24 protein-coding genes and 3 pseudogenes are annotated in these 22,608 nt (G+C 42.9%); 11 read left to right on the top strand and 16 right to left on the bottom strand.

Annotation, left to right across the window (positions count from 1 at the left end):
- A pseudogene (locus VIB_RS01170) lies at nt 1-391 on the bottom strand (group II intron reverse transcriptase/maturase); the annotation flags it as partial.
- A 539-nt stretch (nt 392-930) separates the two neighbouring features.
- Here VIB_RS01170 and VIB_RS01155 point away from each other — a divergent pair.
- A protein-coding gene (locus VIB_RS01155; RefSeq protein ID WP_244262419.1) for an IS3 family transposase occupies nt 931-1,994 on the top strand; the annotation gives its coding sequence in 2 pieces (ribosomal slippage) (nt 931-1,123 and nt 1,123-1,994; 1,065 coding nt in all).
- On the opposite strand, the gene VIB_RS01150 is transcribed toward VIB_RS01155, so the two are convergent.
- From VIB_RS01150 to VIB_RS01125, 6 genes are all read right to left on the bottom strand, one after another.
- Nucleotides 1,948-2,493, bottom strand: a complete 546-nt coding sequence (locus VIB_RS01150) for a hypothetical protein (protein ID WP_244262418.1) — start codon at nt 2,491-2,493, stop codon at nt 1,948-1,950. The genes VIB_RS01155 and VIB_RS01150 overlap by 47 nt on opposite strands.
- Nucleotides 2,494-2,608: 115 nt before the next feature.
- Entirely contained in the window at nt 2,609-2,935 is a 327-nt protein-coding gene (gene tnpB, locus VIB_RS01145) for an IS66 family insertion sequence element accessory protein TnpB (RefSeq protein WP_004393962.1), read from the bottom strand.
- Nucleotides 2,932-3,306 (bottom strand): hypothetical protein, encoded by a 375-nt coding sequence (locus tag VIB_RS01140; protein ID WP_020433901.1) that lies wholly within the window; start codon nt 3,304-3,306, stop codon nt 2,932-2,934. Before VIB_RS01140 ends, tnpB begins: the two co-directional genes overlap by 4 nt.
- 167 nt (nt 3,307-3,473) lie before the next feature.
- Nucleotides 3,474-3,692 carry a hypothetical protein gene (locus VIB_RS01135; protein WP_115152540.1) on the bottom strand — a complete coding sequence of 73 codons (219 nt, stop codon included), beginning with the start codon at nt 3,690-3,692 and terminating at the stop codon, nt 3,474-3,476.
- Between the two features lie 654 nt (nt 3,693-4,346).
- Nucleotides 4,347-5,414, bottom strand: coding sequence for an AAA family ATPase (locus tag VIB_RS01130; RefSeq protein WP_004394098.1), 1,068 nt, complete (start codon nt 5,412-5,414; stop codon nt 4,347-4,349).
- On the bottom strand, nt 5,411-6,520 hold the full coding sequence (locus tag VIB_RS01125; protein ID WP_004394097.1) for a hypothetical protein: 1,110 nt from the start codon (nt 6,518-6,520) through the stop codon (nt 5,411-5,413). The genes VIB_RS01130 and VIB_RS01125 overlap by 4 nt, the downstream gene beginning before the upstream one ends.
- 299 nt (nt 6,521-6,819) lie before the next feature.
- Here VIB_RS01125 and VIB_RS18275 point away from each other — a divergent pair, with 299 nt between their 5' ends.
- The 4 genes from VIB_RS18275 to VIB_RS01110 all read left to right on the top strand — a co-directional run bounded on the left by VIB_RS18275 (nt 6,820) and on the right by VIB_RS01110 (nt 10,793).
- On the top strand, nt 6,820-7,035 hold the full coding sequence (locus VIB_RS18275) for a TfoX/Sxy family DNA transformation protein (RefSeq protein ID WP_115152539.1): 216 nt from the start codon (nt 6,820-6,822) through the stop codon (nt 7,033-7,035).
- Between the two features lie 257 nt (nt 7,036-7,292).
- The gene (locus VIB_RS01120; RefSeq protein WP_040903714.1) at nt 7,293-7,559 is read left to right on the top strand and encodes a type II toxin-antitoxin system Phd/YefM family antitoxin; all 267 of its coding nucleotides are present in this window, start codon (nt 7,293-7,295) and stop codon (nt 7,557-7,559) included.
- A 627-nt stretch (nt 7,560-8,186) separates the two neighbouring features.
- Nucleotides 8,187-9,719: a trypsin-like serine protease gene (locus tag VIB_RS17745; RefSeq protein ID WP_004394092.1), complete on the top strand. Its 1,533-nt coding sequence runs from the start codon at nt 8,187-8,189 to the stop codon at nt 9,717-9,719.
- A 198-nt stretch (nt 9,720-9,917) separates the two neighbouring features.
- Nucleotides 9,918-10,793 carry a DNA replication terminus site-binding protein gene (locus VIB_RS01110; RefSeq protein WP_004394091.1) on the top strand — a complete coding sequence of 292 codons (876 nt, stop codon included), beginning with the start codon at nt 9,918-9,920 and terminating at the stop codon, nt 10,791-10,793.
- Here VIB_RS01110 and VIB_RS01105 read toward each other — a convergent pair.
- Together VIB_RS01105 and VIB_RS01100 are read right to left on the bottom strand one after the other, a co-directional pair.
- Entirely contained in the window at nt 10,782-11,150 is a 369-nt protein-coding gene (locus VIB_RS01105) for a hypothetical protein (RefSeq protein ID WP_040903708.1), read from the bottom strand. The genes VIB_RS01110 and VIB_RS01105 overlap by 12 nt on opposite strands.
- Nucleotides 11,151-11,293: 143 nt before the next feature.
- Nucleotides 11,294-11,503, bottom strand: a complete 210-nt coding sequence (locus VIB_RS01100; RefSeq protein WP_147285758.1) for a hypothetical protein — start codon at nt 11,501-11,503, stop codon at nt 11,294-11,296.
- Between the two features lie 331 nt (nt 11,504-11,834).
- Between VIB_RS01100 and VIB_RS01095 the strand changes: the two genes are divergently transcribed.
- Nucleotides 11,835-12,938, top strand: coding sequence for an RNA-guided endonuclease InsQ/TnpB family protein (locus tag VIB_RS01095; RefSeq protein ID WP_004394089.1), 1,104 nt, complete (start codon nt 11,835-11,837; stop codon nt 12,936-12,938).
- A 322-nt stretch (nt 12,939-13,260) separates the two neighbouring features.
- Here VIB_RS01095 and VIB_RS01090 read toward each other — a convergent pair whose 3' ends face one another.
- The 6 genes and pseudogenes from VIB_RS01090 to VIB_RS17865 form a co-directional block, all read right to left on the bottom strand.
- Nucleotides 13,261-13,758, bottom strand: a complete 498-nt coding sequence (locus tag VIB_RS01090) for a GNAT family N-acetyltransferase (RefSeq protein ID WP_010319335.1) — start codon at nt 13,756-13,758, stop codon at nt 13,261-13,263.
- Entirely contained in the window at nt 13,755-14,027 is a 273-nt protein-coding gene (locus VIB_RS01085; protein WP_004394087.1) for a type II toxin-antitoxin system TacA family antitoxin, read from the bottom strand. The genes VIB_RS01090 and VIB_RS01085 overlap by 4 nt, the downstream gene beginning before the upstream one ends.
- A 324-nt stretch (nt 14,028-14,351) precedes the next feature.
- Nucleotides 14,352-14,816 carry a hypothetical protein gene (locus tag VIB_RS01080; RefSeq protein ID WP_040903706.1) on the bottom strand — a complete coding sequence of 155 codons (465 nt, stop codon included), beginning with the start codon at nt 14,814-14,816 and terminating at the stop codon, nt 14,352-14,354.
- Nucleotides 14,806-15,342, bottom strand: coding sequence for a type II toxin-antitoxin system MqsA family antitoxin (locus tag VIB_RS01075; RefSeq protein ID WP_004394086.1), 537 nt, complete (start codon nt 15,340-15,342; stop codon nt 14,806-14,808). Before VIB_RS01075 ends, VIB_RS01080 begins: the two co-directional genes overlap by 11 nt.
- A 10-nt stretch (nt 15,343-15,352) precedes the next feature.
- Nucleotides 15,353-15,781 (bottom strand): hypothetical protein, encoded by a 429-nt coding sequence (locus VIB_RS01070; protein WP_040903705.1) that lies wholly within the window; start codon nt 15,779-15,781, stop codon nt 15,353-15,355.
- Nucleotides 15,782-15,918: 137 nt separating this feature from the next.
- Nucleotides 15,919-15,999: pseudogene (locus VIB_RS17865) on the bottom strand (integrase); the annotation flags it as partial.
- Between the two features lie 425 nt (nt 16,000-16,424).
- On the opposite strand from VIB_RS17865, the gene VIB_RS17860 reads away from it, so the two are divergent.
- Nucleotides 16,425-16,634: a hypothetical protein gene (locus VIB_RS17860; RefSeq protein ID WP_040903704.1), complete on the top strand. Its 210-nt coding sequence runs from the start codon at nt 16,425-16,427 to the stop codon at nt 16,632-16,634.
- Nucleotides 16,635-16,873: 239 nt separating this feature from the next.
- Here VIB_RS17860 and VIB_RS18270 read toward each other — a convergent pair.
- Nucleotides 16,874-16,965, bottom strand: a pseudogene (locus VIB_RS18270) (integrase); the annotation flags it as partial.
- 213 nt (nt 16,966-17,178) lie between these two features.
- On the opposite strand from VIB_RS18270, the gene VIB_RS01060 reads away from it, so the two are divergent.
- The 4 genes from VIB_RS01060 (at nt 17,179) to VIB_RS01045 (ending at nt 22,605) form a co-directional block, all read left to right on the top strand.
- Nucleotides 17,179-17,478 (top strand): hypothetical protein, encoded by a 300-nt coding sequence (locus tag VIB_RS01060; protein WP_004394085.1) that lies wholly within the window; start codon nt 17,179-17,181, stop codon nt 17,476-17,478.
- A gap of 327 nt (nt 17,479-17,805) precedes the next feature.
- Nucleotides 17,806-18,768 carry a WYL domain-containing protein gene (locus VIB_RS01055; RefSeq protein WP_004394084.1) on the top strand — a complete coding sequence of 321 codons (963 nt, stop codon included), beginning with the start codon at nt 17,806-17,808 and terminating at the stop codon, nt 18,766-18,768.
- An 8-nt stretch (nt 18,769-18,776) separates the two neighbouring features.
- On the top strand, nt 18,777-21,386 hold the full coding sequence (locus tag VIB_RS01050) for a type I restriction-modification system subunit M (protein WP_004394083.1): 2,610 nt from the start codon (nt 18,777-18,779) through the stop codon (nt 21,384-21,386).
- Nucleotide 21,387: 1 nt separating this feature from the next.
- Complete coding sequence (locus VIB_RS01045) at nt 21,388-22,605, top strand: restriction endonuclease subunit S (protein ID WP_004394082.1); 1,218 nt, start codon at nt 21,388-21,390, stop codon at nt 22,603-22,605.
- The last annotated feature ends 3 nt before the right edge of the window (nt 22,606-22,608 follow it).

Below are 22,608 nucleotides of genomic sequence, written 5' to 3'. Positions count from 1 at the left end.
ATTCACTCGCTTTCGACAAAGCATGATGAGCACTCCTTCTTGGTCTGAACCCGAAGCTGCTCTTTGAGAACTTCGGCTCATACAACTGTGTCAGGAGCTGTGCCATCGCTTGTTGTACGATGCGATCCTGAACGGTTGGGATACCCAGTTGGCGTACTCCACCTTTTGGCTTGGGGATTTCTACACCCAGAACGGGAGACGGTTGGTAACTTCCATCCAGTAAAGACTGGCGAAGTTGCTGCCCATTATCCAACTGGCGAAGCTTTTCCAAGGTCGCTGTGATCGTCAGTCTATCTACCCCACCGCACCCCTTGTTGCGCTTCACCTGTTTGGTCGCAGCGTTTAAATTACCCGGACTGAACATCTGTTCGAGTAATCGAGTGGTGTCCATCAAGACTCGTCCTTCTTTCTATGCCAAATCAGCTTGTTACGCTTCGTTTCCGTCAGTTCCACTTTTGGCTTCACCAATCGGAACGTAGAGATGGGTCGCATCGTTACTGTTACTCCACTGATTTGAATATCTGGCGACTGCTTCTTGACCTATTCAGTTCCGGCCTTCCCTTAAGTTGTACTTCCTCAAGGTACTATGCCTTCTGCTGACTCCTTATTACCCATCAGCATCCATCACTGGCTGCTTAGTTTCGTCCGAAACAGATAATAAGATAATAAGATCTCCCGAGGTAAGACGTTGTTCTTTCTCGTGGTCATTCCTGATTTACTGCATCGCACTTCTCGTCGAGTCGTTGGGCTATTCTATCTATTGCTAGGTTACCCAAGTCGACACAGCCTACTATCAGATTTCTGTTCGTCATCACCACGTTTTGCCATTTGCTTCCTTCAGATTTCACCTCACGATGAACACCCTTGCATAGGCTAACGGTTCCCGCTCGACTGAGCCCGTAGAGGACTTTCACCTCCTAGATCAACGCCATGCTCGGCGCACAAACCGTCGCTGAGCTAGCTCAGAAATATAACCTGCACGCTAACCAGATCTCAACATGGAAAAAGGAGCTGCTTGAAAACGCAGCCATGATTTTTGCCACCGAAAATCACTCAGGTAAAGAGAGTTCCGAAGAAGTGGACAAACTTCACGCCAAGATCGGTCAATTGACCATGGAAAATGATTTTTTGGCCAAAGTGCTCGGTCGTTAGACCGAGCCCAGCGAAAGAGTTCGCTGGTTAAATCCACCCCATTGCCGATAAAGCGCCAATGTGAGCTGCTCAATATTGCTCGCTCTACCGCTTACTATCAACCCATCGGACTCTCTGCTGAGGAGATCACGTTACGACGAATGATTGACGAAATTCATCTGCAGTATCCGTTTATGGGCAGTCGGCGCATTCGAACTGAGCTGGCTAAAAATGGCCATAGCGTTAATCGTAAGCGTGTTGTTCGACTCATGCGCGATATGGGGATTGGGGCGATTTACCCCAAGCCCAAAACGACGCTGGCGAACAAAGCACACAAGGTGTATCCCTACCTGTTGCGTGATATCGAAGTCACTTACCCAAACCAAGCTTGGGCGATTGATATCACATATATCCCAATGGCGAAGGGGTTCCTGTACCTCGTTGCGATTATCGACTGGTATAGCCGCAAAGTGCTGGCTTGGCGACTATCCAACACCATGGACACGAGTTTTTGTATCGAAGCGCTTGAGGAAGCGCTGAAGCATTATGGGCCACCTGATATCTTTAACTCAGATCAAGGCAGCCAGTTTACCAGCACAGAGTTCACACAGAAGTTAATTGAGCATAACGTACGTATAAGCATGGATGGGAAAGGCCGCTGGGTTGACAATGTTTTCATTGAGCGATTATGGCGAAGCCTGAAATATGAGGAGGTTTACTTAAAGGCTTATACCACGCCCCGTGAAGCCGAACTTGAAATCGGCAACTACATGGTGTTTTATAATGAAGAGCGTAACCATCAAGGACTCAATAACCTCACTCCTGATGAGGCCTACTTCGGTAGGCAAAGATACGCAGCATGAGCTGGGTCAACCACTTAAGAAATGAGCTTATGTGTCCAACCGTTGGGGTCCACTTCTGACTTTGCCCAGTGATCCGCAACAGCGTAGCGGGCTCGTATTTATATAACTTGCCTTTTTGACACTCGGGGCAACTATCGCCTTTCTTTAGATCGTCCAGTTTATGCTGAGTGACTTTCGGTTTCACTGGTGGTGTGCTGGGTTGGGTATTTTTAGGCTTAGGACGTTTTTGACCGCGGTTTTTGTTTTTCTTATTTTTCTGGCCGAGTAGAGTGTCCATCGTTTCAGATGACTTGACCATGCCAACCAACTTACGCAATTTATGCAGGGTGATATCGTTGTCAGACAGACGCTCTTGCAAGGCAGCCAGCGTCTTTAATGCCTTCAACAAGATGTGGCAATCTTCCGCACTCAGTGCTAAGTCGTGCTCCTTTGCCTCGTGCACTCGCTGGATAAGCCTGTCCAGCTCTTCGCTGTCAATATCGGTAAAGTCTTGCGCCATTTAAGTTCCTGTCGGCTGGCTTGCAGTGCTGATGTGCTCAATTATTCCAGCATTGTGGGATCGGTCAACATGATCGTGAGGATCGATAACTTAAAGGGGAATAGTGTGCGTACGGTCATACTTTTTGCCAGCCAGGCAGCCCCACCAACAGAGCTTTAAGCTGCTTCGCGGCGACAGGGGTCACCCCATCTTGGTGATGACGGGGCCAATCTTGAAAGCGGCCTTTGCTCAGGCGTTTATTGATTAACCAGAAGCCAGAGCCGTCATAACATAATGCTCTAAGCATGGTTTGACGGCGGTTGGTAAACACAAACAGGGTTCCGCTACGAGGCGACTGTTTTAGCTGATGACGACACAGGGCGGCGAGTCCATCAATACCACAGCGAAAATCGGCTGGTTGAGTCGCAAGCAGGATTTTACTCTCAGCAGTCAGGTGGATCATTTTACTTCTCCTGCTTCTTGTATCAGAGCTCGCAATAAGTCAGGAGAGACAAGGCCGCTGATACGGATCTGACTTGAATTAGGAAGAGTGAGCTGAAGGCTCAGGTCTGATTTAGGTAGTAAATCAGGCTCTATCTGTAACGGAACAAAATCAGGAGCGGACGACTTAACGGGAAGTTGCTTGCGCCAGTCATTGAGCTGGGTGGTGCAGATCCGTAGTGCTTTGGTCACGTGACTGATCGGATATTCTTCAAGCAGCTTGAGTGCTAAGCAGCGTAGTTCATCGGGGATACTGGCATGTTTATTAATGCGGGTTTGTCGCCAGTGCTCAAAGTCAGCAGTGGCCTGAATCAGGTTTTTCTGGTTTTGCATGGTGCCTTCCTTATATTGGATAAGCACTTAGTAAACCAGAGCTGGCGAGTTAAGTTGAGCTATGCTGCCGTAAGCTCACGGTTTATCGACTTTCACGCCTTGGCTTAGGTACTAAGGTGCGACTCATTGCGTAGAAGTTGTGGATCAAACTTAGAATCATGCTTTAGTCAGTCATACTCAGCTTTCACGTATGGGTCTTCAAATGCTTTTAACTTTAATGCTTCGAGCTTACTGAGCTTCCTTAAAGTCAAACTTCCATCACCATTATCAATCCATTCTATTGGATCACCTTCGTTCCAAGCCAAGTCTTTTTGTAATTCATCAGGTATTAAGAAGTAGCGTTCGCCATCTTCATTTTGTTCAATTTTCACTCGCACTAAATACATCCTCATACTAAATCTAAGGTATGTTATAGGTTTATCGCATTACAATCGATTAGGCAAAGAAGATAGCTGAAAAGTGTTAGATAAATCTGGGCTAAATTGGAACGGGACACTCACTCACGCGCCATGACAGATGGTCTTGACAATGACAACAATCAAGAGATCACAATAACTAAAATATACATACAAACGTTACAACTTAAAATGCTTTAAACATCATTAGTAATTTTTAACTGTAACGAGTCTTTTAACTGATTAGTCTTAAGATGGGAGCTTTAAAAACTTAAATCATCATAGATGCATTTACTGCGCATAGCAGTGAATGCATCTATGATGATCAACGAAGTCGCATCAGCGACGCACGTTACTGATCATATATAGATCCATAGGATCATAAGATCATAGGAGTAAAAACAAAGCTTAATAAAAGGAAATTTCCTAATTTTAAGCTTTGTTTGTGGTGGTGATAGCTTAATGTTAGGAAGTTAAAGCTTATTATTAGGAAATAACGCTTGTTCCAATAGCTTAATGTTAGGAAGTAAGCCTAATATTAAGCTTAATATTAGGAAATGAAACAATCCTAAAAATAGCTTAATAATAGGAAATTTATAACATTTCAAGACAGGAAAAGAGTAAAAATAACAAATAAACAGAGAGTTATAATTTTGATTTTGTCGTTCTTAGCTCAGACAATTCAGAAGCCATTCCGCTCCCAAATGGACCATGTGTTGTTTGCTCAGCCAAACGTTTTGATTCTTCAGATAAGAGAGAATCATTGCGTTCAATGATTACTTGCTTTTCAGATAATTGACTTAGGCGCTTTCTAGATACTTTTTGAGTCTTTCTCTCTTGACTAACCTCTTCTAGTTCCAATTGCATCAGACTTTTACTATCTAGATGTAACAAGGAACCTTCGCTCCAATGCAATTGAATTGGCCTTTTCCATTGTTGATCATATGGAATGTAATTCGCCTTGATATGTCGCAAGCGAGTCTCTTGGATTGTACCATCCTTTTTATCTACAACTTGATCTAAGTATAAATGCAGTTTCGATTTAGATAACGTCGAAGATAAACCTGAGCCAGAGACACTGTTTATAACGTCTTTTCCCCTACTCACATCTTTTGTTGGATGATGGACAACTAAAACGGCGGCATCTGCTTCCTGTGCGAGTTTTTCTAACGCTATTCTTATGTAATAGTCATCTTCAACAACGTTTGCAGAGCCAATGGCATCTCGAAGAGTATCTATAATTATGAGGTCAAATGATTTGGCCGTATTTATTAATTTATCTAGAGCTTTGGATGATTCTTGCCATTCTTTGGTATGTTTTGCTCCGCCTGAGCAACAAATAGGATCGGCATGACAGTAAATCCCCACATTTTCCTTCAAGCGCTCTTTCACACTAATCGAAAACCGCGACAAATGGGTTTGGATGCGAGGTAGAGTTCCAGGTAATGAATCTTCAATTGGCCAGATTAACGTTTTAAGCGCTTTGTTATTACTATGGCTTACCCCGATTAGTGGATATTCTGGTAACGCCATTTCATAAGCAATTGAAAGAGCGAGATAACTTTTTCCCGAATCAGGTGGAGCGATCAGAAAGCCAATACTACCTCTAAATAACCCTTTCAATATTTGTTCTTTCTGATTAGAGGCTAAATTACTGGTGATTTCCTGTTCGCTTAAGGCTATAACATCTTGATTATTTATAGAAGATGTCATTTTGTCGTCTCCTCTTTTTCGTCATCGCCGATATAAAGTAAGATATAATCTTTCTTTTTATCATGATTGTTTTTTTCTTGAAGTAGTAACCCAAAATCTCGATACAGAACTTCTTTTTTTAACACGACTTCAGTCATGGTATTGTTGATATGACGACTAACGTGCTGTTTTGATACTCTGATCTTATTTGCATAATAGTCTTTGATGAGCTCAGTTAAATACTTACCATGCAAGAATTCCCGTTTATGTGCATCAAGGTATTTACAAAAATCAGTGACAGCATGTTTTCCTGTCAGTTGTGGATAGACTTTTAAGAATCTTTTACGACTTATTGCCCCCTCTTGCCGTAAAGAAGCAGTAAACGTTTTATGTACACCGACAATAAAGTGAGTAATGGTATCGGCTCTAATTGAGCTTTTATTCTTGACTCCGTCCAGTACAAGTAGAGGGATGTAGTTACTGTCTACGAGTTTCATTCTTGTATGAAATTGTGGGAGTGTTTCGCCTTGTTTCTCGTAATCTAAGATTAACAGCATTTGTGAGAGTCTTTGTAGTCTCGTCATTACTGTGTTCTTGTTTGCCTTTTGATTTTTTAGATTAAGAAAATCAAATAAGGTAGTAAAATCACATAAAAAATAATCATATACACCACTAAACATTTTTGTATCTAGAAGATCGTGGTATTGATTAGAAAGCCTATCAATCTCGACGTTAATTTGTGCGATCTCAATCGCTTGTCTTAATGTTAATCCAGACAAATCAACATACATTCCTCCGACACTGACAATACCTTCTAGTAGATGTCTATCATCAGCTAAGCAAACAGCGCTATAGACATCAATACGAACAGTATCGAATTCTCTTTTGTTAGCTCCCTTTTTCCAGTATGGCTTGGAAAGACTGGTAGACATTAACGGTTTTTGAGCTAAAAGCTGCTGCTCTAAATGCCCTGGATCCGCGCTTATTTTTGACGTTAGGTCACGTGGAACTCGACCTGGGAGAAAAATGCAATCCATCAAAGTGGTAGTTGATGGTCTGTTGCCAAATGCTTCGTTGACTATTTCAGCCGGAAAGTAGCCTTCTAAATTATCCGTATTACTACTCATTGCCTGTACCTATTTACAATTTTATTAAGCATACCATATACCTTAAAAAGAGGAAAATTAGCTTGGTAAATGTGATTTATACCTTAAAATTAGACAATGAATAGCCGTATTTATAGATTTATAGCTTAATTTTAGGAAGTGTAGGTATAGCTTAATTTTGGGAAATTGAAACTGTTCAATTAAAAACTTGAGGATGATTTGTCGGTGTTTAGCTCAATTGTTCAGGCTGAACATTGACAAAGTTCAGCCTGAACATACCCTCCGATGAGGAGCTGAGAGCTCTCTCTGCATTACTATAATTGACATCCTCCACCGCCGAAATAAGCGAAGCTAGGCGGGAGGATGCCATTAAATCGCTCTATCAAAACGTGGAAGAGAGTTTGCTGCTTAAACTCGAAGGAGCGATTGTCCGTAAGCATTGGGCTGCACTGTCTAGCTGCACACGAGACAAATTAATCAGCCAAACGATTCGTTATCAGCAAGCCTTATTGCTATCACCAGAAAACCGCTGTTAACGAAAGCGAAAGACGAACAACCGATTTAAAAGAGAAATTATCTGATATGAATCACATTGAGATAAAGCTAGGCGTGGACGGTTTAATCACTATTTACGTGCGTGGTGAAGATTGACTAATAGAAGAAAAGCCAATGACGGCTTCTATCTAATAGTGGGATCATTTTGTCACCGATACCCCCTCTTTAATGTGAATCTGTAAAAATTTGAATCATCAATATACAATGTTAAGTACATAACAAAGTACATGAGCGTATTATGAAAACAAGTACAATTTATGCTGAGAAAGCCGTGTCATCAAGCGAGGCAAGAAAGTGCTTTGAAGATTGCTTATCTGGAGAACCCGTCGTGGCACTATCTAATAATGAAATGAACGCTGATTTTTTAAAAGTATTAGAAAGAAAGAGTGCTGGCTCTACGTCATCATTTAGCCCAATGAGCGCTCGCTTAGAGCTGATTGCTCATCTGAATGCTCAAGCATTAACTGAATTTGATGGAAGCGCTCTGAGTGAGTATCAAGAGTAAACAGCTAAAATATTTAGTTATGGTAATCATGACGGGCAGGGTAACACCACCTGTATTTACCTCTGCCTTTCACTACCGCTACCAACGAATGCTACACCATCATCAAAAAAAGCCAGACATGCGCACTGAGCCAATATATTTAGAGATGATCAACTTGTCGGGGAACCGACCAAACTCCTTGTGAAACACCGCTCCGTCGGCAAATTTCACATAATTTACACCACTGGACGACAGTCGTCTTAAATGGCTGTAGCAAAGCCTGTCCCTCTCAAACTGGCAATACACAAAGCAAGGGGAGGTTGAAATATCAGAATCCAAGAAATCATCCAGACTCAAAACGCTTCGAGCGATAAAGGCGGGAAGCTCTTTCTCGTTAAGATGAACAAAACTACTCTCCACTGGGCAACATTCCTTTAATCGTGCATATCCTAGCTAGTGTATGGGGAATGGCTCAATTGTGGAAATGATCAACAAAAAATTTAAAAAAGGAGAACTGTTGGACACAACAGGGGGGGTTAAGTCAGACGAACACCGTGGTACTATTGAAAAAAACAACGGCTTGGCTATTGCATTCTCAATAATGGCATTACGATAGCATCATCAAAGAAAACAACAGGGATTAACACCATGAAACGCACCATACTCAGCCTTACAATGAGTACACTACTGATTTCAGCAAACGTTCACGCCGTTGCCTACGGAGAGGACGTTCTTACCTCAGAATATCAAGACCACACCGTTCGATTTGAGGTCTTTCATCCATCAGACGGAGGAGATAAAAACAAAACCACTTGTGGTGGACTGCTTATTGCGGGTCAATACATCTTAACCGCTGGGCATTGCATTGGTACGAGAATATCAACGCAAGATGATGAAAACAAACGCTATGACTGGTACGTTGATAACGGTGCTGAGAATGAAATTACGGTTTTTCAGGGTATTGAGGTTGATACGCCCAATCGCACCACGCTCAAGTACAGCGTGATTGATATTGACACCACCAGCGCTGACCACGACGTGATTGATGCTGCTTGGCATGAAGAATACGAGTTTGTCAAAAACCGGCACCCTGAGTTTGACTGGGGGCAAATGGAGTGGGAATTATCATCAACACAAACAGGTAAACCCAAGACTCATCGCCACCAAGATATTGGCTTAATCAAGCTAGAAAAGGCCATCCCTCAAATGACACACGCTGCAATTGTGGCAGCGTTCGATTCAATTGAGCAAACCTTTCGCATATCGGATGAGCAGCGCTTCACCTTTAAAGGGTGGGGAAGAACCGATAAACACCCACAGCCTACCACCACCATGCAAAAAACCGAGTTAATCTGGCGATATACTGGAGGCACAGAAGAGTTTGGTGGGACAGGAAAATGGGTAAACGATGCCACTTACGCGCCCAGTTTTGCTAAACAATGGACAGGAGGAACACCTCCTGTAGAAAGCTGCACTGATAATACTCACAATTGCTTTTACGGGCGGGATGATTACGTCCCTCTTTTCCCTACAAGAAAAGGATCATTGCCGTTATCGGGTGACTCAGGAACCCCGTTGATGCTCAATAGCAACCAAGCGATTGCCATTGCAAAGAGCACTCACATGCACTTGAACCCTGAATTTGTGGAGTTCACTCACGTCGGTCACTACATTCCGCTATTGATTGACCGCATCGACACATTGGCGGCTCCTGCTTCCATTCAAGAAGTATTCGAAGTGGAAGTGGAATTTGAGGGGGCTATAGAAAAAAGCGGGTTAACGTGGGAGCAACTTGAGTTAGAGCCCATCACCACCTCGTTTGTGGTGCAAAACCTAACCAACGAAACATTAACGCTTGATCCTTTCTTGCAAGGCAGCAACGTTGAAGTGACCGTAACAGGCTGTGAAAGCAAAACGCTACAACCGTCTCAGTTTTGTGAAATGACCGTATCTATGAACGGATTAGGGAGCACTGTGTTGCATTTTGGTGACAACCGAAACACCGAGATGCCAATATCATTGTCTATTAAAGAGATCGTTAATCCAGATGAAAATAATGGTGACAATCCAGATGAAAACAATGGTGACGGTGGCGGTGACACTGGTAGTAGTGGCGGCTCAATGGGGCTATTCTCTCTACTACTGATGGTGGTACTACGCACAATAAGACAACAACGGTAAATTAATGCCTTTACAACAAGAAGCCAGCAGCGTTCGCGCTCTGGCCTTTTTTATGCCTGCAACAAAAAAACACAGAAATAGCAAGGGGGAGCTATCATTAAGGATTAAGGCGGTGGATTTTTAATCGCAACAATGTAAAAATAAAAACGTTCACGCCGAAAATAAAACAATAAACTCAATCTGATAGAGCGATAATCAATGGAAATTGACTTAGACATCGACATCGAAAGCACCGTCATGCAATTAAAAGATCAAGAGCAGGAGCTGTACAACTTTCTTATCGCTCTCAAACTTATCCAAAAGCATGTACAAGACGTCCCTCAGTTTCAGCGTGGGGAAGCCCTACCGCCAACCATTCACGCCAAGCGACTCGATTCTATGCCGCTTCATGAAGCCTTAAGGGTGAGCATTGAGCCTCAAAAGGTGTTTGAGTACCCGCACAATATCCCCAAGCGCTTTGCTGGACTTATCCAATTGGAAGCCAACGAAAAGGAATATGAGCAAGCTCAAGCACTCACGCATCAAATCAACGAACTTAGGGCTACCATCGTTAACTACATTGCGGAAAAAGAAACAGATTACCGAAAACGGGCCAGATTATCCCAACGGCTCTTTCCTGACACGCTATATCAGACGGTAAACAGAAAAATCCCCTTATTGCCAGACACCAGCACAAGGATTGATTTCTCTTGGTGCGAACAACAAAAAAGCGTCAAGAAACTTTCCACTGAGCAAGCCGTCAGTATGTTGCAGCGATTTGATGCCAACACTCCGCCTTGGCAAGCTGCAAAAAACATGGAGCGATTAATGAACTCAGCCTCGGCGTACAAGGTGACGAATGTGAGAACACACCCTCAAGCGCTAGTGAAGTATTACAATGAGGAAACAGGGGAGGTTTTTGTTGAAACCAGAAAGGTGCATTCGCCAATGATAGCGCTGATACAGAGCCGACAACCTATGGAAGTCAGCCCGTTACCAGACTTTCAGGAAAATGACAAAAAACATTTGTTGCTAAAGGGGTATAAACCCATCGTGGAGGGAACTTGCCTGTATTGCAAAGACTCACCGACCTGAACCACTCAAAGCGCTCAAGCCACTAATGGTAAAGCACCGCACTGAGCTAGGGTTAATCATCGCATAGGCGAAAATACCAAGCTGGATAAAGAACAAAACGCCAGCTTGGATAAGACCATAATCCAAATAGTTATAAGTAAACCACGTCATAAATATGCCACTCAACAATGGCGATGCCAGAAAAAAGCAAGCATAGAACATCAGTGGGTACAAAAGATAATGACTCACCTCCATTGAGTGAAACATCCACGGCAGCAAAAGCGAGTTGTAATACAGTGCGGAACCTACCATTAAGCCAACAAAGATAATGCCATGTACATTCACCTTTCCATCAGAAACAAAATTAAACTTGATCATAAATCACCTACAAATAAAGGTCAGGGGGAACTCCCAACGTTAACACCAGACTATCACGGCTTTTTTTAATGCAAGAGGATAAACGGCTATTTATTTTGTGCTTTCCAGCAAACCGCTAGTGACGAACAAGAAGCTGGATTCAATCAAACGCATGGGGGGAGGGGGATTCTTGTACCCACAAAGGCAGGTAAAGTTCGGCCTGTAGCAAATGCAGCCGCCAAGCGATGAACACCGTCCCATAATGCCATTCCATCTTGATGGCTGTTTCCAATAATGACAGGCTCCTCAATCTTATTTTCAAGCATGGATTTAAAATCATTTGAACGATGCTCCATACCATCTTCCTCAAACAAGCGGATCTCTTCAAGTAGCCACTGTTCAGCCTCTTTGGGAGAGTCAAAATACTGAAAACAAAGCAATTTGATAAATAATTTGGTTTAAATTCAATCAGGGACTCATAGAGTCGTCACTGACGATAGTTAACTTACTTGTATGATTATCCCTATGACTAAGATAGAGAACCCATCTTGAATCCAGTTTGAGTTCGAAATTCATCTAAATCCCGCGAGAAACCCCGTCCTTCTAGGGCGAGGAGGGATAGCGGTTGCTCCGAAGGAGCAAAAACTACCCGATTGGTTAATGTTAATATTTACTTTCACAAAAACAACTGTATTCTTGTGATCCATGAAAGAGATCGCTATTAAACAACGCTTTTACCCAACGACTGAACAGGCTCAATTGCTTGCGCAGACTTTCGGCTGTGTGCGTTTCGTTTACAACGCGATCCTTAAATGGCGTACCGACGCTTTCTACAACGAAAGCAAAAAGGTTAACTACAACACGGCAAGCTCTAAGCTGACTGAACTCAAGAAGCAAACTGAGTTTGAATGGCTTAACAGCGTGTCGTGTGTACCGCTCCAACAATCTTTGCGCCATCAACAAACTGCGTTTAAGAACTTCTTTGAAGGAAGGGCGAAGTATCCAGCCTTTAAGAAGAAGCGCAGCAAGCAAAGCGCAGAATTCACGAAGTCGGCGTTTAAGTTCAAAGATGGCAATATCTACATTGCCAAGTCCAAACAGCCGCTTGATATTCGCTGGTCGCGTGAACTTCCTAGCGAACCAACTACCGTCACTATCTCGAAAGACAGTGCAGGCCGCTACTTCGTGTCTATGCTTTGCCGCTTCGAGCCTAAACTACTGCCTGTTACCAAAAAGACAACGGGTATTGATTTGGGTTTGACCGACCTTGTGATTACCGCTGACGGGTTTAAATCTGGCAATCCCCGCCATACTGCAAAGTACGAGAAGAAATTGGCTCAGGCGCAACGCCACCTTTTCAAGAAGAAGAAAGGAACTGCCAACTTCCACAAAGCCAGAATCAAAGTTGCTCGCATTCAGGCGAAGATTGCCGACTGCCGCCGCGACTTTACCCACAAACTCACCACTACGTTGATAAACGAAAACCAAGTGATTAGCTGTGAGAGTTTGAGCGTTAAAAACATGGTCAAGAATCCGCGACTTGCTAAGGCCATTGGTGACGCCAATTGGGGCGAAATGGTTAGGCAGCTTGAGTACAAAGCAGAATGGCGCGGCAGAACACTTGTCCAGATTGACAAGTGGTATCCGTCTAGTAAGCGTTGTAATTGCTGTGGTCACGTAGTTGATTCTCTACCGTTACATATAAGGCATTGGACTTGTCCAGCGTGTGAAGCGCGCTTAGACCGTGATACCAATGCCGCTATTAATATCAAAGCCGCTGGGCAAGCGGTGTTAGCTTGTGGAGCGTAAGTAAGTCCCGATTGTTTTAATGAACTTCGGGCATAACGCCTTGAAACAAGAATCCCCTTCCTTTAGGGAGGGGAGCAGTCAATTCGTCACTTTAGTGATATCAAAAATAGGCTGTTGATTAGATCGATTGATCATGACTATTGAGATGATCTGAATCAGAGCTGTATTCTTTCTTTTAAGTACTAAAGAGTACTTAAAAGATCCTTAAAAGATCTAGTGATGCGCAGAAAACTATCGTAGTTAGCGTACATCTGGTATAGTATTTAGCGTACAAAGTGAATTTTCATTTAATTGGGCGTTAGCTTGCTAAAGGCTAGCAATACTAGCCTAAACTTGCCCTAATATCTGAAATGGTGATAAATAGCTTATTTTCTGCATCTTGAAACGCTTTAAAACCATAGCGCTCATAGAAATGTTTAGCGCCATCTTTTGCGTCAACAATAACGACGGGGAATGCCACGCTATCACTAGCGGCTAGTAGTTTTCGTAGAGCATCGATAAGTAACCATTCGCCAAATCCTTTACCTTTATAGCGCTCATCGATAGCTAAGCGAGCAATGAGTCCGCCAGACGTTGATGACTGATGCTTTTTCTGTAACTTATCGGGTAATGCTTTTAGGTCAATGGGTGTCATTGTTAAAGTGTAAAAACCGATGATAAGTGAGGTGTTATTTTCATCCTCTAAAACAAATGTTCGGGTATTATCTTTTTTAGCTTGCTGACTTGCCATGACTTTCAAATAGTTATTAAGCGCATCAATTCCGCAGTTGAATCGGTTTCTGTCGTGTTTATCTTTATCGAGCAATACCGTTTTCATCATTGGTTTTTGGTCTCATAGCGTTCGGCGGCAGTTTTAAGCTTTTGATTTAATGTTGTTGGTTTATCGAGAGCTTCCATAAGTAAAATGGCGTCTGCTTGGCTTAATTTTAGTGTTTGCTCGCGTTCAATCACTTGTTTTGCTTTTTCGATTGCAGCATTGAGTACAAATGAGTTAATACTAGACATGCCAGCGAGAGCAGCTGCTTTGGTTAATAGGTTTTGTGTATCGACATCAACTCTCGCAGTGATACGAGGTAAAGTGGTAGCCATAATGTGTTCTCCTTTGTGTCAAAATGTCACATTTTTATTATGGTGTTTAAATATACAAAAAGCAATCATTGTGTCACTTTGGCACGCAAGCTAACAAGAGACTATGGCGTCAAAATTTAATTTTCAGCTTTAGTAGCTAAGTACTTGATTAGAGGTTTCCAATACCTGAACTAATCCGTGAGATGCTAAATTAGCAATACCACTAATTCGTTTCTGGCCAGAAACTTCTTACGATTCCGGGATTTCTAGTTCTATTCTAGACAAAAGCGCCTTAGGAATTGAAAAACCAGCGCAGGTAGCACTGGTTTGGCAAGGAGTGTTTAGTTATTTAGTAAACTGCGCGGTAGGGAGGATAACTCGTGGTAGTCTCATGCGTTCACATTGGGAGCTTAAGTATTCGCGCCAGTATGGCCAAACATGATAGCTCGCATTTTTCAATGAGAACTCGTCGATGCATTCTTGTTCTAAATGAGCGTTTATTCTATATTCCGCTATAAAGTCGCTTTCAATAGTGGCTTTGATATCGGGCTCACTTTCATCATCAGATGGTACAACCCATCGTGTACCAAGGCGCACGAAGACACGAAGTAGTTCACCGTCATCTTCAACCTGAATAGTTTCGCTCTTATGAACAACGTGCATTTGTTGGATATGTAGATGTTCCATCTCACTATAAGATTTAGGATCAAAGTCATCAGCACAAAATGATCTTGAACTTTTTTGGTACACATCTTCAATTACTAGATTTTCAATGGCTTTCTGTAATTGATTACTATTTTTAGGAGCCATAATTCGCCTCTAAGCTAAATTCATGTTGGCACACAACGTGAGTTCGCTTGATATTTGATTTTTCGTGGAAATTGACCACTGCTACTGTGGTCCATTCGGCATCGATTTTGCGCTTAACACCAGCATCAGCGATTAGTTTATCGAGAGAGGCTGGCACATCACGAGCGATTCTAATTAGTCTATCCATTGCTTCGGATTGCATTACGTCATCAGACTCGTATTTAGAAAATGCTACGGGGCCGCCACCAAATATTTTTGCAGCATCTTCTTGACTGAAATTCCAGTCTTTACGAAGTTCTCGTACTTCCATTCCTGTCAAAAGACCTTGAACTTGCTTTTTGAAAGCAATCATTGCACGTTTGTTAAAACGAGCATTTTCAGGTGTTGCTTGTTCACTTCCACATACATCACAAGTTGAAAATTGACTAGAAATTGAACCTTGCTGCCCCATGTGTTCAACATGGATAATTTCTTCTTGGTTACTCAAGCGGCCTTGTTCGCAGATCGGACAAATTTTGGTTTTCATTGCTCAATCCTTATTGCGATACATGGCATGACACAAGTAAAAGAATTTTACCTGTCTTACCAATCGCAAATTTCACATAATAATTACAGCTCATATACTTATATGCATGCTCGCGCCACTCCTCTCTTTGTAAGCGGTAGCTATCACATGCAGCCCAAGGTCCTGTTGGCTTTTGAACGCACCATTCGGAGTTCACGTATTGGCCTTGGGTTATGGCTTGTTTTAATAAATCTCGAATATCGTCAGTATCAAGTGCAAGAGATTCTATGTTTTGTATACACTTACGAGTCCAAGGAATCGCCGTGTTCGCCTCAGATTCGAGAATTCTTAGAACGTCTTCTACCACATACAATGGACCATCAATATGGATCCGCTCAGTAGTAGTAGTAGCGGGTGGCTGCTGTTCAAAAGCACTAACGTTGAGTTGATTATTTACCATTATGGTAAGTTTTTCCAGTTGTTTTTATGATGTTTGCATTTCAAAATCTAAAAAATGCGTTTGGTTTGCGTCTAATACTACATGGTGTGACGTGCATGTTGCAATGAACAGGCTTCCTGTTATATAGGTTAATTAGCATGACCGAGAAGTAACGGGATAGCACGTAAGTTCTTGGTTTTGGGATAGATCAAAGAAGCCTTGGTGCGACGTAGCGAATGAGGGAATTTGGCCTGCCACATGTAGGCTGGCCGCATAGTTGCAATACTAGGGTCTGTTTATCTTTCGCGGTTAAATTTTGTTCGAGATAAAAGAGTTTTAATCGCGGCGAGAGGTTTGTAGCCTAGTATTCTAGACAAAAGACCTCTCAACAAAGAGTAAAACACTTTTAGCCGAACCCTTAGGGCAGCGTTTGTGGCTCCTTTCTACGGAGTTATCGGCTTCTCAGGTAGAATAACTACATTTCAAAGCCTCTGCCTTGTATAAAGAAGCCACAAACAGCTGCAAAAATCAGCTCGAAAGATAAACAGGCCCTAGAAGTGATTCGAAAAATCAGGGCTCTGTATGGTTCATAACTCCGAAATGTCCAAAACTTTCATAGGCGGCATTTCGTAACCCAGAAGTGCCCCAAAATGGCTTGTGGTAAATGATTTACCACAACTTACCACAAATTAATGCTTTGATTGAAAATTCACCAAAGGCGTGTCAGGCCATCTTTTATTGCGCGCGTTGGTGTCGATTTTATGATGCCAATCATTCAATCTATTTTGTTGGTAGTGAAAAGGGCGGCTTCAAGTTTAGTCGAGGTCAATTTAATCATCCTAGGTATATCGAAGGTCCTGAAGAGTTAAAATAAGTCTGTTTAGAGTTAACAAAGAGCTATTTTATTCGCAATAAACTGGCAACAGTTCGACCTTTTCCATTCAAGTATTTGTCGGAGATTCGAAAAAGTCGCGAACAGGCGTAATATTCACCAATTTTATTGAGTTATCCAAAACACAACGCAGTGCGTAGTGGATTGAGTTGGGATGAAAATTCGCACAAGTTAAAAAGAAATCCCTATCTAGCAAACAGCGGCAATTTAAATAACCGTTACTCAAGCTCCAACCGAATTCGAATGCGCCAAATGTCTTCCAATTTGAATGCTTACTTCTGCCCTGCTATTTTCCTTTATTCCAAGCAACCATAATGTACTCCTCACTTCATAAAATCACTGTTAAGTAAGGCGGAACCCAAAGAATTTGCTTGGTTAAAAGAACATGCCCACCCACCATGACTACAAAGATGCTCGCAATCGATTTAAAGCTTTGTCGCTCTCTATAAGGTAAACCTTGCATATTTAAAAACCTCTGGAAAATAGAAAGTTAACTCATGGTTGAACCAACAAAAGGAAACTTTCCATGTACCAAGACACCTACATTGAATACTGGGGCGAAATCTTCGTCTCTGCCCGCATCATTGAATTTGGCATTACGTTCGAGCGCTTTCTTAAAGACCCATGGATGCACTTGATGTCCTGTGGCCAAGAGTCTGCACCGGACGCGATTGCTGAAGGGATGCTGCCATTGCTACCAGCCCAGGCAGTAGTTGCCAAGCGCGTTCGGGAAAGTGAGCAACGAGCCCTGATGTCTACAGACTCGGACAAAGGTGAGTCTCAAAGCAGTAATATCGAGGTGCCATTGCTTCGGGTAGCACATTGATCACGACGGCTATCAGCAACGATACGAAACAAGGTCTTCACGCCCATATCTGAGCGATAATTGCAGTCCAGATCAAAAAGTTGTCGCTTAATCTACCCTACAAAATAATTTGTGATATGATGTTACCTAATAAAATTAATTAGGTTGAAGTCTGTTCAGTGTTTTATGCCCATTTGTCCAACTTCAACCGCTAGAGATTGATTTGTCATTGCGGATTAAGATCGGCGTTGTGCGTTGCCGCTCAATGTGATTAAGTGATGTCCGACCGTACTTTATAAACAAGAAACAGAGTTTTAAAAAACTGGTTGAATTGGATAAACAAGAAGCATGTCAAATGATGGTCTGAAACAAACGGTACCAGCGAGTGCACTCGCTCAAGAAAATGTGAAAGGCAAGCCAGATAGGCTTTCGCAGATAGCACAGTTGCCACAAGCAACCAGAGATCGCATTGCCCACATCGATTTCACCTTAATGTTTAAGGGGGAGGCGGTGCGGGCAGATTTAGTCGATCGCTTCAGCATCGCCGCCACACAGGCAACCAAAGACTTCACCCTATACCGAGAGCTTGCACCAGGCAACATTGAGTATGATCAAAAGCTCAAGTTGCATAAGCGTGGTGAGGCTTTTGATCCTTTGTTCGATTATGACGTTGTGAGAACGCTGGCGACGATTAGCCAAGGTTACGGCGATGGCTTTACTGGAAAGATAAAACCACCGCTGGCCTGTGAAGCGCCTTATCACCTTAACAAACCGAACTTATCGATAGTGGCCAAAGTTACCGAGGCCATACACAAAGGCAAAGCCTTGCGTATCACCTATGTGTCGTTATCGAGCGGTGAAACCACGCGTGAAATTGTGCCGCATACGCTGGTAGACAATGGCCTGCGTTGGCACGTTCGTGGTTTTGACCGCAAGCATAATGAGTTCCGTGATTTTGTACTGACCCGAATTAAAGCAGCGGTTGTGCTTGAAGACTCAAGGTTATCTGAAGTTGAACTTGAAACCCAGGACCGACAATGGAACCGATTTGTAGAGCTGGAGTTAGTGCCGCACCCACGCATAGAGTACAGCGAAGCGATAGAGCTGGACTATGGCATGAAAGGTGGCGTTCTAAAGGTTGAGATTAGAGCAGCAACCGCTGGCTATTTGCTTCGCCAATGGCATGTGGATTGTTCCAAAGCGGCTCAGCTAAAAACCCCCGAATTCCATTTATGGCTAAAAAATTATCAAACTTTATACGGTGTCGGTAACCTTGCCATTGCGCCTGGTTTTGACATGGTCACAGAATAGGAAATAACATGAACAAGCAACAATTAGCCGCAAAAATCTGGGAATCAGCCAACCAGATGCGCTCAAAAATCGAAGCCAACGAATACAAAGACTACATTTTAGGTTTCATCTTCTATAAATACCTCAGCGATCAACAGGTGCAGTTTGTTACCAAACAGGGCATGACCCCTGAAGACATTAAAGCCCTAAACGAAGAGGACGCGGACACGGTCAAATACATCCAAGACAATCTCGGCTATTTCATCGCTTACGATAACCTGTTTTCAACTTGGATTGATCCAACGCATGACTTTGACGAGTCCAACGTTCGTGATGCGCTTTCAGCGTTCAGCCGCTTGATTTCTCCCACCTACAAAAAATTGTTCGAAGGTATTTTCACTACCCTAGAAAAGGGACTTAGCCAGCTCGGTGAAAGCGCGGGTAAGCGTACAAAAGCCATTAGTGACCTACTGCATTTAATCAAAAGCATCCCAATGAACGGTAAGCAAGGCTATGACGTACTGGGTTATATCTACGAGTACCTGATTGAAAAATTTGCCGCCAATGCCGGAAAAAAAGCCGGCGAGTTTTACACGCCCCATGAAGTCTCGGTACTGATGTCGCACATCATTGCCCATGAGTTAAAACATAAAGACACCATCGAGATTTACGACCCAACATCGGGTTCTGGTTCGCTACTGATCAATATCGGTGAAGCAGTTGGAAAATACGCCAAAAACAAAGACAGCATTACCTATTATGCCCAAGAACTAAAAGACAAAACCTACAACTTAACCCGTATGAACCTCATCATGCGCGGGATAAAAGCCAGCAACATCAAAACCCGTAACGGTGATACCTTAGAAGACGATTGGCCGTATTTTGATGAAAACGATCCGCAAGGTACTTATCATGCACTGTATGTGGATGCCGTTGTCTCTAACCCTCCTTACTCGCAGGCTTGGGACCCAAGTTTTAAAGACAGTGACCCACGTTATTCGCGTTTTGGCTTAGCGCCTAAAACCAAAGCCGATTTTGCCTTTTTGCTGCACGACCTTTACCATCTAAAACCCGATGGCATAATGACCATTGTCTTGCCCCATGGCGTGCTGTTTCGTGGTGGTGAGGAAGGTGAAATTCGCAAACAACTGATAGAGCAAAATCACATTGATGCCATAATCGGCTTACCGAGCAACATCTTTTTTGGCACCGGTATACCGACCGTGATTATCGTGCTCAAACAAAAAAGGCAAAATACCGATGTACTAATTGTGGATGCTTCCAAGCACTTTGTTAAAGAAGGCAAAAACAACAAACTGCAAGCCAGTGACATCAAGCGTATTGTTGATGCGGTCATCAACCGCGACAGCATCGATAAATTCTCGCAAGTAGTGAGTAAAGCAACGCTGCGCGACAACGGTTACAATTTAAACATACCACGCTATGTTGACTCCTCACCGGCCGCACAAAGTTGGGATTTACACGCCACGATGCTCGGTGGCATCCCCAACAGTGAAATTGCGCAGCTACACCCCTATTGGCAAGCATTCCCACAATTGCACGATGCTCTATTTGTGGCCAAATCTGCCGCCTACAGTGAATTAGCCATAGCCAAACAAGACGTTAACGTGAAGATAACGCAAAATGCGCAAGTCGGTGATTTTATCAGAGCTTTCAACAGCGCTTTTGCAGGTTTTGATGACTATTTACAGACTAGCTTGATTCAAGGCTGGCAAGGGGTTAACCGTAACCAACAAGAGCCGCTATTAAGCACAGAGCTCTTTACTCGTTTGAAACCGATCACCCTGATTGACAAATACCAAGCCTATCAATATCTAAACAATCAATGGCAAGTGATAAGTAGCGATTTAGAAATGATGCAAACCGAAGGTTTTGCTGCCACGAAACAAGTAGACCCCAATATTGTCATCAAAAAGGTTAAGGGCAAAGACGCCGAAGTACAAGATGGCTGGAAAGGTCATATCATGCCCTTTGAGTTAGTACAACAAACCCACTTGAGCGATGACCTAGCGGCACTGGCAAAACAAGAAAACCGCCTTGCCGAAATTGCCAGCACGCTGGAAGAAATACTCGAATCCCTTTCTGAAGAAGACAAAGAGCAAGACACCGTCAAAGAGAGTAAAGACGGCTTTGCCAATGCCGAAGTCGCCAAGGCGGCCAAAGCCTTCTTAAAAGAGCAAAAAGACAGCAAAGTTAAATTTGATCAAGACAGCCCGGAGCCAGAAGAAAGTTACAAAGCAAAAATAATTGCGGCAAACATTCTAATTGAGGAAGAAAAAGCCCTGAAAAAAGCGGTCAAAGAAGCACAAATCGCGTTGCACTTAAAAACCAAAACCACCATCGAAGGCTTAACCGATGATCAAGTCAATGAATTGCTGCACCTAAAATGGATCACACCGTTAAGCCAAGAGCTAGCTGCCATGCCAAGCGCCGTGATTACTCAGCTCACCAGCCAAGTGCAAGCCCTTGCCGATAAATACGCGGTGACCTATTCACAAGTGGCGAGTGATATTAAAACCACCGAGCAAGAGCTGGCCAAAATGATGGGCGAACTTACGGGCAATGAGTTTGATCTTCAGGGCTTGGCTGAACTCACCAACTTATTGAAGGGCGTATAAGATGAGTGTGGAAAATAATGTGCCTGAGATTCGCTTTAAGGGGTTTAGTGGGGAGTGGGTGGAAAAGCCACTAAATCATGAGGTTGAGCTTTTTAGCGGACTTACATACTCACCAAAAGATATTAGAAAACAGGGTGTTTTTGTAATTCGCTCTTCGAATGTTAAGAATGGACAAATTGTTCAAGCCGATAATGTGTATGTGAATCCTGAAGTAGTTAATTGCAGCAATGTACAAAAAGGTGACATTATTGTTGTTGTTCGTAACGGTTCAAGAGCTTTAATTGGAAAACATGCACAAGTTAATTCATTGATGGATAACACCGTTATTGGAGCTTTTATGACCGGGGTGCGAGCCGGTCACCCCGAGTTTATTAATGCATTGTTTGATACTGATAAATTTACAGCGCAAGTTGAGAAAAACTTAGGCGCAACTATTAATCAGATTACCAACGGCGCTTTTAATGGCATGGTATTTATGTTCCCTGAGGGACAAGAACAAACCGCCATCGGCAACACTTTCCAAAAGCTCGACAGCTTAATCAACCAACACCAAAAAAAGCATGACAAGCTCAGCAATATCAAAAAAGCCATGCTGGAAAAGATGTTTCCCAAACCAGGCGAAACCACGCCGGAAATTCGCTTTAAAGGGTTTAGTGGGGAGTGGGTGGAAAAGCCACTAAATCATGAGGTTGAGCTTTTTAGCGGACTTACATACTCACCAAAAGATATTAGAAAACAGGGTGTTTTTGTAATTCGCTCTTCGAATGTTAAGAATGGACAAATTGTTCAAGCCGATAATGTGTATGTGAATCCTGAAGTAGTTAATTGCAGCAATGTACAAAAAGGTGACATTATTGTTGTTGTTCGTAACGGTTCAAGAGCTTTAATTGGAAAACATGCACAAGTTAATTCATTGATGGATAACACCGTTATTGGAGCTTTTATGACCGGGGTGCGAGCCGGTCACCCCGAGTTTATTAATGCATTGTTTGATACTGATAAATTTACAGCGCAAGTTGAGAAAAACTTAGGCGCAACTATTAATCAGATTACCAACGGCGCTTTTAATGGCATGGTATTTATGTTCCCTGAGGGACAAGAACAAACCGCCATCGGCAACACTTTCCAAAAGCTCGACAGCTTAATCAACCAACACCAACAACAGATCACCAAACTTAATAACATCAAGCAGGCCTGCTTGAGCAAAATGTTTGTTTAGCAG

This window comes from Vibrio metschnikovii CIP 69.14 (assembly GCF_000176155.1).
GTDB lineage: Bacteria > Pseudomonadota > Gammaproteobacteria > Enterobacterales > Vibrionaceae > Vibrio > Vibrio metschnikovii.
The sequence above is the reverse complement of the archived record's forward strand: the minus strand, read 5'-3'. Positions and strand labels throughout refer to the sequence as shown.

Coding starts and splice junctions, on each gene's coding strand:
- VIB_RS01135 (WP_115152540.1), bottom strand. CDS start 3,692: ATGTATTTAGTGCGAGTGAAAATTGAACAAAATGAAGATGGCGAACGC.
- VIB_RS01120 (WP_040903714.1), top strand. CDS start 7,293: ATGAAAACAAGTACAATTTATGCTGAGAAAGCCGTGTCATCAAGCGAG.
- VIB_RS01105 (WP_040903708.1), bottom strand. CDS start 11,150: ATGATCAAGTTTAATTTTGTTTCTGATGGAAAGGTGAATGTACATGGC.
- VIB_RS01075 (WP_004394086.1), bottom strand. CDS start 15,342: ATGAAAACCAAAATTTGTCCGATCTGCGAACAAGGCCGCTTGAGTAAC.
- VIB_RS01095 (WP_004394089.1), top strand. CDS start 11,835: ATGAAAGAGATCGCTATTAAACAACGCTTTTACCCAACGACTGAACAG.
- VIB_RS01050 (WP_004394083.1), top strand. CDS start 18,777: ATGAACAAGCAACAATTAGCCGCAAAAATCTGGGAATCAGCCAACCAG.
- VIB_RS01055 (WP_004394084.1), top strand. CDS start 17,806: ATGTCAAATGATGGTCTGAAACAAACGGTACCAGCGAGTGCACTCGCT.
- VIB_RS01150 (WP_244262418.1), bottom strand. CDS start 2,493: ATGGCGCAAGACTTTACCGATATTGACAGCGAAGAGCTGGACAGGCTT.
- VIB_RS01110 (WP_004394091.1), top strand. CDS start 9,918: ATGGAAATTGACTTAGACATCGACATCGAAAGCACCGTCATGCAATTA.
- VIB_RS01060 (WP_004394085.1), top strand. CDS start 17,179: ATGTACCAAGACACCTACATTGAATACTGGGGCGAAATCTTCGTCTCT.
- VIB_RS01080 (WP_040903706.1), bottom strand. CDS start 14,816: ATGGCTCCTAAAAATAGTAATCAATTACAGAAAGCCATTGAAAATCTA.
- VIB_RS01070 (WP_040903705.1), bottom strand. CDS start 15,781: ATGGTAAATAATCAACTCAACGTTAGTGCTTTTGAACAGCAGCCACCC.
- VIB_RS01090 (WP_010319335.1), bottom strand. CDS start 13,758: ATGATGAAAACGGTATTGCTCGATAAAGATAAACACGACAGAAACCGA.
- VIB_RS01085 (WP_004394087.1), bottom strand. CDS start 14,027: ATGGCTACCACTTTACCTCGTATCACTGCGAGAGTTGATGTCGATACA.
- tnpB (WP_004393962.1), bottom strand. CDS start 2,935: ATGATCCACCTGACTGCTGAGAGTAAAATCCTGCTTGCGACTCAACCA.
- VIB_RS01125 (WP_004394097.1), bottom strand. CDS start 6,520: ATGAGTAGTAATACGGATAATTTAGAAGGCTACTTTCCGGCTGAAATA.
- VIB_RS17745 (WP_004394092.1), top strand. CDS start 8,187: ATGAAACGCACCATACTCAGCCTTACAATGAGTACACTACTGATTTCA.
- VIB_RS01130 (WP_004394098.1), bottom strand. CDS start 5,414: ATGACATCTTCTATAAATAATCAAGATGTTATAGCCTTAAGCGAACAG.
- VIB_RS01045 (WP_004394082.1), top strand. CDS start 21,388: ATGAGTGTGGAAAATAATGTGCCTGAGATTCGCTTTAAGGGGTTTAGT.
- VIB_RS17860 (WP_040903704.1), top strand. CDS start 16,425: ATGATTTACCACAACTTACCACAAATTAATGCTTTGATTGAAAATTCA.
- VIB_RS01140 (WP_020433901.1), bottom strand. CDS start 3,306: ATGCAAAACCAGAAAAACCTGATTCAGGCCACTGCTGACTTTGAGCAC.